The sequence below is a fragment of the Gordonia sp. 135 genome, assembly GCF_009720185.1.
GTDB classification, from domain to species: domain Bacteria; phylum Actinomycetota; class Actinomycetes; order Mycobacteriales; family Mycobacteriaceae; genus Gordonia; species Gordonia alkanivorans.
The window spans coordinates 361,581-374,643 of sequence record NZ_CP046257.1; the positions used below are offsets into that span (position 1 = coordinate 361,581).

A 13,063-nucleotide genomic window follows, 5' to 3' on the forward strand; every position below is an offset into this window, starting at 1 on the left:
ACACGCCCCGTTGATGCGGGAGCTAAGCGATGTCGCGTCGCAGCGTGGTGTACCGCCCGATCACCGCGAACGCGGCGATGTACACCAGCATCACGAGAGCACCGGCCCACTGCGGGAGCAGATCCCCGGCGCCCTCACCCATGCTGGCGTAGAAGCTCGTGCCGACCAGGGCGTCGGCCGCCGACCCGGGCAGGAACTTCGACACCGACGTGGTGGCGTCGAAGGAGGCCAGCGCGATCCGGGCGATCGGTTCGACGAGCTGGGTGAACGCCAGCAGGATGACGATCGAGGCGACCTGATTTGAGACCACCGCCCCGAAGGCGACGCCCAGCGCCGTCCACAACACCATCACGAGCATCGACAGGACGATGACCTCGATGGTCGACGTGTCGCCGAGGAAGGCGCCGTCCCCGAGGAGCGCGAGGACCGGCGCGGCGGTCGCCACCACCGCGAGCGTGCCGAGGATGCCGTACAGCGCGCCGATCGGAATACCCGCGATCAACTTGGCCACCAACAGGATTCCGCGTCGCGGTTCCACCAGGAGGCTGGCGGTGATGGTCTTGTGCCGGAACTCGCCGGTCACCGCCAAGCTGCCGATCACCAGCGCGAAGACATATCCGATCGGTGAGGTCAGTGCGTAGATCGACCGCGCGAGGTCGCCACCCGAGAGCAGCACCGGCTGATTCATCGCATCGTCAGCGGTCATCGAAAAGGCAAGGACGGCACCGATGAACGCCAGGTATCCGACCATCGCGATGAGCAGCACCCACCACATCCTGGTGGAGACGAACTTGCGGTATTCCGCGACCAGCGCCGCCTTCATCGCACAGCTCCCATCGACGGCGTGGCCGAACCGGTCAGTTGCAGGAAGACGGTCTCGAGATCGGCTCCGGCGTCGGTGAGTTCGTGCAACTCGATCCCGGCGCCGAATGCCGCGGAGCCGACGGTCGCGGTGTCGACGCCGTGGATGCGGAACCCCCCGGGGGCGTCCTCGATTCGCCAGTGGCGTTCGCGCGCCAGGGCCACAAACGACGCGGGGCTCGGCGTGCGGACCCCGACCGCGTGAACCGCGAGGTCCTCGAACTCGGTCAGTGTGGACGCGCGGACGAGTCGACCGTTGCTGATGACCACCACGTCGTCGACGGTGCTGCGTACCTCTGCCAGAACGTGACTCGACAAGAGCACCGTGCGCCCCTCGTGGGCCAGCGATCGAAGGAGTCCGCGCAACCAGACGATGCCCTGGGGATCGAGACCGTTAGCCGGTTCGTCGAGCAGGATGACCCCCGGGTCGCCGAGAAGTGCGGTGGCCAGCCCGAGTCGCTGGCGCATGCCCATCGAGTAGCCGCCGACCCGCCGGTCCGCGGCCGCGGTGAGCCCGACGAAGTCCAGCATCTCGCGACAACGCGCCTTCGAGACCCCGACCTGCGGGGCCAGCGTCGTCAGATGTCCGAGACCGGTGCGGCCCGGATGGAAGCTCGACGCCTCGAGTGCAGCCCCGACCTCCTGCGCCGGTCGCCGGATCTGCAGGTACGGGCGGTCACCGATGAGTGCTCGTCCCGCCGTCGGCTCGACGAGCCCCAGCAGCATTCGCAGGGTGGTCGTCTTGCCCGAACCATTCGGTCCGAGGAAACCCGTCACGCGCCCCGGCGCGACCGTGAAGGACAAGTCGTCGACCGCGGTGACCGCACCGAAGCGCTTGGTCAATCCATCGATCGTGATGGCGGGGGAGTTCAACGTCGGGTCACAACCAATCGCGGCGTCGGAAGGTGATGTAGAGGCCGAGCACGATTACAACTATCAGAGAGATGCTCATGATGAAGCCGGAGGTGGCGAGATACCCCGGATACGGCACATTCTGTCCGTAGAAACCGGTGATGGCCGTCGGAATCGCGATGATCGCGGCCCAGGCCGTCAGCTTCTTCATCACCGTGTTCAGCCGCGCGTCGGCGAGCGTCAGGTTCGTCTCGAAGACGGTCGTGATCATGTCCCGCAACGACTCCGTCCACTCGGACGCGCGGAGGGCGTGGTCGTACAGATCCGAGAAGTGGGGATCGAGTTCGGGCGGCGCGTGGTTCTCGAGACGGCGCCGCTGGATGCCGGCGATCACCTCACGCATCGGCAGGACCACCCGCCGCAGCACGACCAGGTCCTTGCGCAGATCGTAGGTGCGGCGCTGGAGTTCCCGGCCCGGGACCCGTTCGTCGAAGAGCAGTGCCTCGAGGTCCTCGATCTCGTCGTCGAGTCGCTGGACCGCGTCGAAATGTCCGTCGACCACGACGTCGAGCAGGCCGTGGACGAGCGCGCCCATGCCGTGTTGCGTCGCGCCGCTCTCCGACCAGCGCCGGACCACCTCGTCCATGTCGAAGTCCGGGGTCGGGCGCACAGTGATCAGAACGTTCCGTTTGACGAAGATCGAGATCCGGTGCAGGTCGAACATGCGGGCGCGCCCGTCCGACGACGCCCGGAAGTCGGTCCCCGACGCGTTCTCCGCGACGTCGTCGGACGTGGTCTCACCGGCGGCGCCGTCGTGCAGGGCGATCGCGTAGACCATGACGAACGTGTGGCCGGAGTACATGACCGTCTTCACGCGTTCGGCCGCCGCGACGGTGTCCTCGACCGCGAAGGGATCGAGGTCGAGCTCGGCGGCGACCCTCGACAGGGTCTCGTGGGTGGGGCATTCGAGGTCGGCCCAGATGAGGGTGTCGGGATCGTCGGTGTCGAGGCAGTCCGAGATCGCGTCGATGTCGAAGCCGTCCACGGCTTCGCCGTCGCGCCAGAGCTGGCCGCGTACCCGCTCGTTCGCGTGCCGTTCGGTACCGGCCTCGGCGGAATCGGTCATGCCCACATCGTGACAGCACGAACGCCTCGGGCGAGGCCGGGTGAGGAGATCGCGGTCACCCCGGCGTGTCGGAAACCGCGGGTAGCATCGAAATCGGTGTTTGCGGAAACGGGGGGCGCATCGATTCTCCCAGGTAAGGCGGCAGTGGCATGGTCGACAAGGGCTCGGAAGGGCAGGGCTCGAGAGGGTCGGGGCGGATGCCTGCGCGCAGCAGCGAGCAGATCCGCGAGTGGTGCGACCGGTCGGCACTGCCGGGTGAGCGTCGCGAACTGTCCGACACTGCCGCGCTGCTCGTCGCGGCCGGTTACCTGACTCCCGGGGGCCGCGCGATCGTGGTGCGCAGGATCTCCACCGGCCGCCCGATGCCGACGGTCCCCGCCGGGTTCGGCGACCTGCGCCGCCTGCAGCGCGCGATCGTCCAGCTCGAACACCAGCTGTCCAACCCGGTCGTCCCGAGCGTCGTCGGCGCCGTCATGCGCAACCGGCTGAACGGTCTCCAACGTCGCCGCGACGACGCCCGGAAGCACATCGTGACCGCCAAGGGCGTCCTCGCCTCGGGAACGCGCGCGATCCGTCGCGAGCGTCGCGAGAACATCTACCTCGAGATCGAGGAACGCGAGCGGCTCTTCTCCGGCCTGCTGTGCACGCCGACCCCCAACGTCAACTCCTCGGGCTATGTCCGACGCGCGGGCACGGCGGCCATCGACCGCATCGCCGGCGTCGTCGGACAGGTCGCCGCGAAGTCGGGCAACCCGCAGGCCGGGCAGTGGGCCGATCAGCTCCTGACCACCAGCCGCGACGCGGCACAGGCCGGCGCCCCGCGATCGGCGACCTTCGTCGACGGTTACGAGACACTGCTGTTCATCGCGGGCCACTATTACGACCGCATCGTCGGCAACCCCGCGTGGCGTTCGGACCACTTCGAAGTGCAGCGCACCCAGGTCAACCTCCACGCCGAGCTGGCCGAGATCGCCGCCGACGTGATCGGCCTGCGAGCTGTTCGCATCGACCTCGACCGCGCGAAGCGCAACGGCGGATTCGACCGCACCTTCGCGGCCCAGATAGACCAGCGAGAGACGACGCTCCGCCCGGTGTGGAGTGAACTCATCGATCGCGTCCAGGCACTCGGCGAGGTCGCGCACGTCGTCGAGTCGGCCGCCGTCGAACTCCAGGTGCTCGCCGAATACAACAAGGCGATGACGTTGGACGACCGCATCGACGCGCTGATCGCGCGTTCGGGAGATCGGGAGATCTCGGTCGACAACACCATGCGTCTCACCGAGCAGGTGCGCAGCGGCGAAGAGCAGCTTCGGATCTATCGGGATGTGTTGCAGGGCAACATCGCCCGGATCTCGCCGGCCGTACCGCGGGAGCTACCGGCTCGCTACGAGCCGTCGTGACCAGGCCTTGAGGTAGTCCTTCTCGCCGGGGCTGAGACGCCGGAGAGTGTGTTTCTCCACGTCGACGACGGCCATCTGGGTGCTCGCCACACACGCCGGGCGGCTCACCGGGTCGGCATGTGCACCGCGGATCTCGTAGCCGATGGTGAAGTCGACCGACCGGAAGTTCTTGATCCACATGCCGATTCGCAGTGGCGAGTCGTCGTGTCTGAGTTGGGCCTGGTACCGGATGTCGACGTGGACGATCATCGCGCTGGTGATCAGCGGGGCGTACTCCTCGCCGGCGCTCAGGAGCCAGGCGATGCGCGCCTCCTCCATGAGGGTGACCATGCGGGCGTGGTTGACGTGCCCGAAGGCATCCATGTCCGACCACCGGATCCCGACCTCCGCGACGAACGGGTACGCGGAGTCGTCGAGCCCGACGTCCTCGAGACCGGCCTTCGCTGCGTTCATCGTGACTTTCGCTCGGGGACAGAGATTGTGTGGCGATTGGTATCGGATCGGCCACTTCCGCGGCGTCTCGCCCTGCCGACCAGCAGGTAGTCTGACAGTCTAGATGTCCGCCACGTGTCCGGTTGTCCGGTGCGGTGCAGTTACATGGCGAACGGTGACTTCCGGTGCGGTCGGGGTTTTGCCGGGTAGGGAGTTTGACGTGATTTCGAGGCGCTTGATCGCGGGCCTTGCCAGTGTGCTGATGACGGCTGCATTGACCCCGGTGGTGGCCCACGCGGCACCGCGGACGACCGAGCCGAAACCCGTCGCACGTATCGCCAAGACCGTGAAGATGAGTGCCCTGCGCACCGATGTATGGGTGTACTCCCCGGCCATGAAGGACCGCATCCGCGTGTCCGTCCTGACCCCGCCGGGGGCGACGGGTCCGCGATCGACGGTGTACATGCTCGACGGTGCCGGCAACTACAAGGACGTCAGCGACTGGATCACCAAGGGTCGCGCCGGCCGGTTCTTCGCCGACAAGAACGTCAACGTAGTACTTCCCGCCGGGGCGTCGGGCACCTTCTACACCGACTGGAAGAAGCGCGACGCGAAGCTCGGCAAGCCGATGTGGGAGACATTCCTGACCAAGGAGCTGCCCCCGCTCGTCGACAAGCGGTTCAACGGCAACGGGCGCAACGCGATCATCGGTCTGTCCATGGGCGGGCAGGCGGCGTTCGCGCTCACCGTACGGAACCCGGCGATGTACACGGGCGTCGCATCGCTCAGCGGCTGTCCGCCGGTGTCGGGGCCGTTCAACGAGGCGTATGTGCGCTCGACGGTCGGTCGTGACGGCGGCGACGCGACCAACATGTGGGGACCGTTCGGCTCCGCCGGATGGCGCGCCCACGACCCGAGCCACCATCTGGACACACTCCGCGGGAAGAACATCTTCCTCTCCGCCGGGTCGGGTGCGATCGGCCCGCTCGATCTGCAGCGTCGGATCGAACCCGAGGAGGGCACCCGGGACGTCGTGACGGCCTCGTCGTCGGCCTTGGAGCTGGGTGCCTACCGCTGCTCGCTCGAGTTCGCGGTGACCCTGCGAGCCGCCCGCATCCCGTACACCAATGGCTTCCGCCTCATCGGCACCCACACCTGGGGTTACTGGGAACGCGACCTCGCGGTTGCGTGGCCGACCCTCGCGCGCGGTCTCTAGCCGGGTCCGCCAGCTAGGCCCGTGCTCCGCCCCAGTTCTCGGCGAACGCCAGGAAGACGTCACCTTCGACGGCATTGGTGACCGTCACGCGCACGCCGTCACCGTCGAACGGACGGATCACCACACCGGCGTCGACGCCGGCCCGGGCGAAGTCCATCGCGGCCTCGCCCAGATCGAGCCAGACGAAGTTGGCCTGCGAGTCGGGCACCCGGTAGCCGGCGGCCCGCAGCCGATCGGTCACGCGGGTACGTTCGGCGACCACGGCGTCGGTCCGGGCGACGAGCTCGTCCGCGGCCTCGAGGCTCGCGATCGCGGCCGCCTGCGCGACGCTGCTCACCGAGAACGGCACGTGGACCTTGCCGAGCGCGGTGATGACCTCGGGGTCGGAGATCGCGTAGCCGACGCGGAGACCGGCGAGGCCGTACGCCTTCGAGAAAGTGCGCAGGATCACGAGATTGGGAAACTCACGACGCAGTTCGAGTGCGTCGTAGGCCTGGCTCTCCGGCAGTCGCAGGTACTCGAAGTACGCCTCGTCGAGCACGACCAGGATGTCCGACGGCACCTTCTGCAGGAAGGCTCGGAGGTCGGCCGCTTCGACGACAGTGCCCGTCGGGTTGTTCGGGTTGCACACGAACATCAACCGGGTCCGGTCGGTGACGGCGGCGGCCATCGCGTCGAGGTCGTGGGTCAGGTCGCCGGTGAGCGGCACCTGAACCGGCGTCGCGCCCGCGACCCGGGTGGCCAGCGGGTAGGTCTCGAACGAGCGCCAGCCGAAGACCACCTCGTCGCCGGGGCCGCTGGTGATGGTGATCAGGTTCTGGCAGAGGATCACCGATCCGCAGCCGACCTGGACCTCGTCCTCGGTGACGCCGAGTTTCTTGGCGAGCGCTGCGGTGAGTTCGACGATCCCGTTGTCCGGGTAGCGGTTGACTCCGGCCGCGGCGGCGGCGATGGCGTCGACGACGCTCGGCAGCGGACCCTCGGTGACCTCGTTGCTCGCGAGCTTCACGGCCCCGGGAAACGTCTTGCCCGGAACGTAGACGGGAAGGGTGTCCAGATCGGGGCGGATTCGCAGGCTCACCAGACCAATGTAGGCCGACCCGCCAGAGGGGCAAAAACCGGCTCTGACCAAACGGTTTGCTTGTGGACGCAGCGGGTGTGTAATCTTTCGTCCGGCAGTTCGAAAGGACTCCGCCAAGGAGGCGTGCCAGAGCGGCCGAATGGGACTCACTGCTAATGAGTTGTCTCGCTAAAACGGGACCGGAGGTTCAAATCCTCTCGCCTCCGCCACCGCAGTCGGCCGACGGCGGTACAACTGAATAATACGCGCCCGTAGCTCAACGGATAGAGCATCTGACTACGGATCAGAAGGTTTGGGGTTCGAATCCCTACGGGCGCACAGAAAATGAACCCGCCACCGGCTCCCGGTGGCGGGTTCATTCGTCGGCGACGAACGTGATCTACGTGTCTGTGGTGAGCACCACCAATTCGTTCGTCGCCCGCGTCATCGCCACATACCGATCCACGGCACCTTCGATCCCCTCGCCGAACGACTCCGGATCGACGAGCACCACGAGATCGAACTCGAGCCCCTTGGCGAGGGTCGGGGTCAACGACCGGACCCGCTCGTTCTCGGCGAAGCCCGGGTCGCCGATGACGCAGACCAGTCCTTCGTCATGCGCGGACAACCATTCGTCGACGACCCCCGCGAGCTCGGATCGTCGTCCGTAACGGACGGGCAAGCCGGTGCGGCGTACCGAGGTCGGGACGTTGGCGTCGGGCAGCGTGGCGCGGATGACCGGTTCCGCGGCGCCCATGATCTCCTCGGGCGTGCGGTAGTTGATGGTCAGCCCCGCCAGGGCGACGTCGCCGAACCCGACCCGCCGCAACCTCTCCGACCACGACTCGGTGAATCCGTGACGGGCTTGTGCACGGTCGCCGACCACCGTGAAGCTCTTCGACGGGCAGCGGTCGAGGAGCATCTGCCACTGCGCGTCGGTCAGCTCCTGCGCCTCGTCGACGACGATGTGCGCGAATGGTCCGGCCAGCGGGTCCGCGGTGCCGGTGTCGGCCACGACGCCGTCGTCGAGCGCGTTGCGCAGATCCTCCCCGCGGAGCATGGTCATGAGGCCCTCGCCGTCGTCGTGCACCCCGGCTGCGATCAGGTCGTCGACCACCTGGTTCATGCGATCGTGCTCGGCCGCGACGGTCGCCCGACGGTGGCGTCTGCGCAGGGCGGCTTCGGGGTCCCCGACCCTGCGTCGCGCAGCGTCGAGCAGCGGGAGGTCGGCGTCGGTCCAGGCGTCGGGGATGTCGCGCTGTAGGGCACGCACCTCGTCAGGTGTCAGCCACGGCGCACACCGGCGCAGATAGGCGGGCACCGACCACAGATCGCCGACGATGTCCGCCGGTTGCAGAACCGGCCACGCGCGATTGAACGCCGACGTGAGTTCGTGGTCGGTGGCGAGCGCACGCCGCAGTGCGCCGAAGGGAACATCGTCGTCGTGCTTCGAGGCGATGATCGAGACGAGTTCCTCCCACACCTCGTCCCGGCCGTCGTTGTGCGGCGTGCCGGGCTCGGGCACATCGAACGCCTCGGTCCAATCCGATGCAGTGAGAGTGACTTCGGCCCAGGGCGTTTCGACGACAAGCGGCGTCGTCGGTGGTTGCTCGTAGAACTCCACCGCCGGCTCGACAGCCCCGACCATCCGCGCCGACGACTTCAGTCGTGCCACGCGATCGTCGGATTCCGTTGTCGCCGAATCCCCTTCGACGACGAGATCGGAGAGCGTGCACGTCTGGACGCTCTCCTCGCCGAGGCTCGGCAGCACATCGGCGACGTAGGCGAGGTACGGGCGATGCGGACCGACGATGAGGAGCCCTCCGCGGTTACCGGCGAGTCGAGGGTCGGCGTAGACGAGATAGGCCGCCCGATGGAGGGCCACCACCGTCTTGCCCGTCCCGGGGCCGCCGTCGACGACCAGCGCGCCGTGGGAGCCGGCACGGATGATCGCGTCCTGATCGGCGGCGATAGTGCCCAGCACGTCCCGCATCCGCGGCGAACGGACGGCGCCCAGGTCGGCGATGAACGCCGACTGGTCGTCGAGAGCTGCGTGACGATCAAGGGCAGCCGGGTCGTCGACGAAGACCTCATCCCAGTAGTCGGTGATCCGCCCTTGCGTCCAGCGGTAGCGGCGTCGACTGACCAGTCCTGCGGGATCACGCAGGGTCGCGGCGAAGAAAGGTGCCGCCACGGGTGTACGCCAGTCGACGAGAAGGGTTTGGCCGGCGGCATCGGTGAGACCGAGCCGGCCGATGTAGAGCACCTCACCGTCGGCGCCGACGATGCGCCCCAGGCAAGCCTCGAGGTCGAAGCGTTTCAGAGCTCGCACGCGGGACAGGGTCTCGTGAATCTCCAGATCCCGATCCAGGGCTCGACGTCCGCCGCCGCCATCGGATCGGCGAAGCGCCGCGATCCGGGAGTTCGCGTCGGCGATGCTCTCGGCGAGGCTCGTGGCGATCGAGGCGAAGTGTCGCTCGTCGTCGGCGATGAGAGCGGGGTCAGCCTTGACGGACAGCCTGGGCGGCAGGTCGAAGACAGTGCTGGGTTCATGGGCGAGCGGGGCGGACGGCACGGACAAGGCGGCTCCGATGGTGCGATGCGGGTAGGACTTCCGGCAGGTGGGAAGGCGATTCTGCACCCGGTAGGGGGTCTTGCGGCAAGGCCCCGTCCAGCGCTTATGGTGAAGAGGGAAAAACTTTCGGACACTGAGCGGGTCACGGATGACGACGCGCCGGCGCCCATCTGTTGCACGCTGTTTCCAGTTGTGTGAAGGTGGCATCAGTTCACTCGGTGAACTATTTCGGCGGGGCCTGTCAGGGGGCTGCCGCCCCCAGATACTGGGGGTAGGGGCGGCAGCGCGGCATCGGTCGAGGACGCCTCGACCCCCAGAGGCCGGCTGTCCGCGCGTGGGAAGTCATTTCGAGAAGCAGCCGATTTCATTTGGTCAACCGGATCCGCGTCGGATCGAACCCCAAGCGACCTGTATTTCCGGACCGCGCGGGGTCACTACCATCGCGACCCGCCGTAAGGTCGAAGACAGACGACACTTCGACCGGAGGCCGACGATGGGACAGCCGTACGGCGGGCCGAACCGCGACGCCCGCGACCCGCGGGATCACGGCAACGATCCGTATACGCAGACATCCGCGTCGCCGCAGCTGTACCCGCCGCTCGGCTACGCCCCGGACGGCACCGCCCTGTTCACGCCTGGCCAGCCGACGAATACCGAACTCCGGATCGCCGAGCAGGCCGAACGCGAAGAGGCTCGGGCCGCCGCCGAGTCGACAGCCGGGGCGGACGACGAGTCCCGCATCCCGAAGGTGTCCACGACGTCGCTCATCGTCTGTCTCGGACTCGTCGTGCTGGTGGCGGTGGCGATCGTCGGGTTCAGCGGCATATTCCGGAACGAGCCCACCGAGCCGCCGCTCGCCGACCCGCCCACCACGATCGACACGGTCCCGCTTCCCCGCACGTTCGAGCCGCCGCGGCTGACCCCCGACGGTCCCGGCCGGTCGGCGCCCGGCGGACCCGATGAGCGCGTCAACCCGCAGGACAAGCCGGTGACCTACGAGGTCGCCATCGACGGCCAGGCGACCATCCTCTACGTCGACTCGATGGGCCTGCGGTCGGAGTTCGCGCCGTCGAATCCGTGGAGTGTCGAGTTCACCGGCAGCGACAATCCGTTGCGTCTGCTCGTGATCGCCGGGACGGGGAGCGGCGCCAAGTGCTCGATCACCGTCGACGGCGAGGTGGTCGTGGAGGACACCGTGACGGCGTCGTCGGCCCGACGCACCGCCTCCTGTATCGCCTGACCGGCGTCTCCACGGTCGTCCACTTGGTGGAGTGACCAGCACGTCCGATGTGTGATCGGTCCGTCGGCTCGCTACCGTAGACGTGTGAGTTCCCCGCAGACAGCCCCCGAGAGCGGGCAGTCCTCCGCCACCACGGACGAGTTCAAGACAGTGCTGACGTGGCGTGGTGAGGACACCGATCGACTCGAACAGGTGCGCCTGGTCGTCTCCGGCGCGCGCATGAAGGCCTACGGCCGGATCATCGCCGCCAAGACCGACGACCATGAGGCCTTCTCGGCGTCGTACGAATTGCAGACCACGGAGTCCGGCGTCACCAAACGCCTCACTGTGCACCTCATCTGCGAGGCGGGGGAGACCCAGTTCGGCATCACCCGCGACAACGAGGGCACCTGGCTCATCCGGCGCCCCGACGGCGAGATCATCCGGTCGGACTTCGACGGTGCCGAAGACGTCGACCTCGCCCTCTCGCCGATGTTCAACGCGCTTCCGCTGCGCCGCAAGGCATTGACCGAGGCAGACGGGGCCGTCGACGTCCCGGTCGTGTACATGTACCTGCCGAGCGGCGAGGTCAAGGCGGCCACGATGTCCTACACCGCCACCGCGAAGGGCATCGACCTCGTGTCGCCACTGGCCACCACGACCCTCACGCTCGATGACAACGGGTTCGTCACCGACTACCCGGGACTCGCCCGACGGGTCTAGCCTAACCCACCCAGACCCTGCCCTGGTGCGCCTGGCGGCGGAGTTCCTCCTGCCAGCCCGGCTCACCGATGGTCACCCCGCTGATCGGCTCCGGCTCGCCATCGTGCAGTCGCTCGTATGCGACGCGTGCGCGATGCCCGTCGTCGACCAGGATCTCCGCGGTCCCGTGGTCGCGCAGCTCGTCGCGCGCGGCGATGAGCCGGTCGATGGTCTCGCTGAGCACATTCAGGACGGCGATGCTGTTGGCCTCGATCATCGCCCGCTGCAGCGCGGGCGCGGTACCGGCTACCCGGGTGCCGTCGCGGAAACTGCCGGCGGCCAGACGCAGGGCCAGGTCGCTCTCGCCGGCACCCACAGCCGCGGTCGCGGCCGCCGTCAGATGCGGCATGTGCGAGATCGCGGCAACGGCACGGTCATGGGCGTCGGGCGCCACCGGCACGACCCGCGAACCCGCCAGCCGGGCGATCGACGCGACGGCCAGCCAGTCGTCGGCGTCGGTGTGATCGGTCGTGGTGACCGCCCACATCGCCCCCTGGAACAGCGTCGGATCGGTTGCCGACCAGCCCGACCGGCTCGTCCCGGCCATCGGATGGCCGCCGACGTACCGCGCACCGGGATGCGCCCGCGCGATCACCTTCTCCACTTCCTGCTTGACGCTGATCACGTCGGTCAGCAACGCGCCGGGCGCATGTTCGGCGATGGCCGAGAGGATCGGCTCGATGGTCGTGACCGGCGTCGCCAGCACCACGACGGCACCCGTCTCGGCCGCCCGGCGCAGGGTGGCGACGAGATCTGTCGACGCCTGGTACCCGTCGGCGGTCGCTGCCTCGACGGTCGCCGACGAGCGGTTGTAGCCGAACGTCTCGTGGCCGGCGTCGTGCAGGACGCGCAGCAGCGAGCCGCCGATCAGACCCAGACCCAGCACGCACACCGGCGTCGTGGGCACAGAACGCGAGGACGACGAGTCAGCAGTCACGCCGACAACGTTCCCATACCTTGATCGCTGCTCGTCCCGGGACTTGGGACTGCCGGTGATAGCGGCTACGGTTTCTCCCATGGCCGGTGCCGGATTTGGGAAGTCGGGGTCGAACGCGCAGGACGTGGACGACGACATCGACGGTTTCGCCGTCGCGGTGGTCCGTGACGAGAGCGGATGGAAGGTCTCTGCGCTCAAGCCGTCGGCGCTCTCCGATCTCGAGGACGCCGAGAGGCAACTCCGCGAGCTCCGTTCCGCCGGTGCGGTCTTCGGACTGCTCGACGTCGACGACGAGTTCTTCATCGTCATTCGTCCCGCGCCGACGGGTGCTCGTCTACTGCTCTCCGACGCCACTGCGGCGATCGACTACGACGTCGCGGCCGATGTCCTCGACGCCTTGAACCTCGACGTCCCCGACATCGACCCGGACGAGCTCGACACCGTCGACCCGTGGGAAGAGGGAGACCTGGCGGTCCTCGCCGACCTGGGCCTGCCCGACGCGGTCATGAGCATCATCGTCGGCGACACCGACCTCTACGCCGACGAACAGCTCGGCATGATCGCCGCCCGACTCGGCTTCGCCGACGAACTGGGCAAGGTTCTCGACTCGCTCGGACACTGAC

12 protein-coding genes and 2 tRNA genes are annotated in these 13,063 nt (G+C 67.9%); 7 read left to right on the top strand and 7 right to left on the bottom strand.

Annotated features, from left to right (window positions below; translation table 11 throughout):
- Window positions 1-22 precede the first annotated feature (22 nt).
- Genes GKZ92_RS01530 through GKZ92_RS01540 form a run of 3 tightly spaced genes read right to left on the bottom strand, consistent with a single transcriptional unit; the run spans window position 23 to window position 2,839 of the window.
- Window positions 23-823, bottom strand: coding sequence for an ABC transporter permease subunit (locus GKZ92_RS01530; protein WP_035754319.1), 801 nt, complete (start codon window positions 821-823; stop codon window positions 23-25).
- Complete coding sequence (locus GKZ92_RS01535; RefSeq protein WP_035754320.1) at window positions 820-1,734, bottom strand: ABC transporter ATP-binding protein; 915 nt, start codon at window positions 1,732-1,734, stop codon at window positions 820-822. Before GKZ92_RS01535 ends, GKZ92_RS01530 begins: the two co-directional genes overlap by 4 nt.
- Before the next feature lie 7 nt (window positions 1,735-1,741).
- Complete coding sequence (locus GKZ92_RS01540; RefSeq protein WP_035754322.1) at window positions 1,742-2,839, bottom strand: magnesium transporter CorA family protein; 1,098 nt, start codon at window positions 2,837-2,839, stop codon at window positions 1,742-1,744.
- A 149-nt stretch (window positions 2,840-2,988) separates the two neighbouring features.
- Here GKZ92_RS01540 and GKZ92_RS01545 point away from each other — a divergent pair, with 149 nt between their 5' ends.
- Entirely contained in the window at window positions 2,989-4,239 is a 1,251-nt protein-coding gene (locus GKZ92_RS01545; RefSeq protein WP_006358729.1) for a hypothetical protein, read from the top strand.
- On the opposite strand, the gene GKZ92_RS01550 is transcribed toward GKZ92_RS01545, so the two are convergent.
- Window positions 4,213-4,692: an acyl-CoA thioesterase gene (locus GKZ92_RS01550; protein WP_035754324.1), complete on the bottom strand. Its 480-nt coding sequence runs from the start codon at window positions 4,690-4,692 to the stop codon at window positions 4,213-4,215. The genes GKZ92_RS01545 and GKZ92_RS01550 overlap by 27 nt on opposite strands.
- 241 nt (window positions 4,693-4,933) lie before the next feature.
- Here GKZ92_RS01550 and GKZ92_RS01555 point away from each other — a divergent pair, with 241 nt between their 5' ends.
- Window positions 4,934-5,887 (top strand): alpha/beta hydrolase, encoded by a 954-nt coding sequence (locus GKZ92_RS01555; protein WP_230461881.1) that lies wholly within the window; start codon window positions 4,934-4,936, stop codon window positions 5,885-5,887.
- Window positions 5,888-5,900: 13 nt separating this feature from the next.
- Here GKZ92_RS01555 and hisC read toward each other — a convergent pair whose 3' ends face one another.
- On the bottom strand, window positions 5,901-6,968 hold the full coding sequence (hisC, locus tag GKZ92_RS01560; protein ID WP_035754329.1) for a histidinol-phosphate transaminase: 1,068 nt from the start codon (window positions 6,966-6,968) through the stop codon (window positions 5,901-5,903).
- A gap of 117 nt (window positions 6,969-7,085) precedes the next feature.
- Between hisC and GKZ92_RS01565 the strand changes: the two genes are divergently transcribed.
- Window positions 7,086-7,177, top strand: a tRNA-Ser gene (locus GKZ92_RS01565).
- Window positions 7,178-7,213: 36 nt separating this feature from the next.
- Window positions 7,214-7,286: transfer RNA gene (locus GKZ92_RS01570), tRNA-Arg, on the top strand.
- A 61-nt stretch (window positions 7,287-7,347) separates the two neighbouring features.
- Here GKZ92_RS01570 and helR read toward each other — a convergent pair.
- The gene (gene helR / locus GKZ92_RS01575; protein WP_155225676.1) at window positions 7,348-9,528 is read right to left on the bottom strand and encodes an RNA polymerase recycling motor ATPase HelR; all 2,181 of its coding nucleotides are present in this window, start codon (window positions 9,526-9,528) and stop codon (window positions 7,348-7,350) included.
- A 487-nt stretch (window positions 9,529-10,015) separates the two neighbouring features.
- Between helR and GKZ92_RS01580 the strand changes: the two genes are divergently transcribed.
- Together GKZ92_RS01580 and GKZ92_RS01585 are read left to right on the top strand one after the other, a co-directional pair.
- Complete coding sequence (locus tag GKZ92_RS01580; protein ID WP_035754333.1) at window positions 10,016-10,762, top strand: hypothetical protein; 747 nt, start codon at window positions 10,016-10,018, stop codon at window positions 10,760-10,762.
- Between the two features lie 51 nt (window positions 10,763-10,813).
- Window positions 10,814-11,464 carry a putative glycolipid-binding domain-containing protein gene (locus tag GKZ92_RS01585; protein ID WP_035754335.1) on the top strand — a complete coding sequence of 217 codons (651 nt, stop codon included), beginning with the start codon at window positions 10,814-10,816 and terminating at the stop codon, window positions 11,462-11,464.
- Window position 11,465: 1 nt separating this feature from the next.
- On the opposite strand, the gene GKZ92_RS01590 is transcribed toward GKZ92_RS01585, so the two are convergent.
- Window positions 11,466-12,440, bottom strand: coding sequence for a prephenate dehydrogenase (locus tag GKZ92_RS01590; protein WP_155224935.1), 975 nt, complete (start codon window positions 12,438-12,440; stop codon window positions 11,466-11,468).
- A 79-nt stretch (window positions 12,441-12,519) separates the two neighbouring features.
- Between GKZ92_RS01590 and GKZ92_RS01595 the strand changes: the two genes are divergently transcribed.
- Window positions 12,520-13,062 carry a tRNA adenosine deaminase-associated protein gene (locus GKZ92_RS01595; protein ID WP_006358720.1) on the top strand — a complete coding sequence of 181 codons (543 nt, stop codon included), beginning with the start codon at window positions 12,520-12,522 and terminating at the stop codon, window positions 13,060-13,062.
- The last annotated feature ends 1 nt before the right edge of the window (window position 13,063 follow it).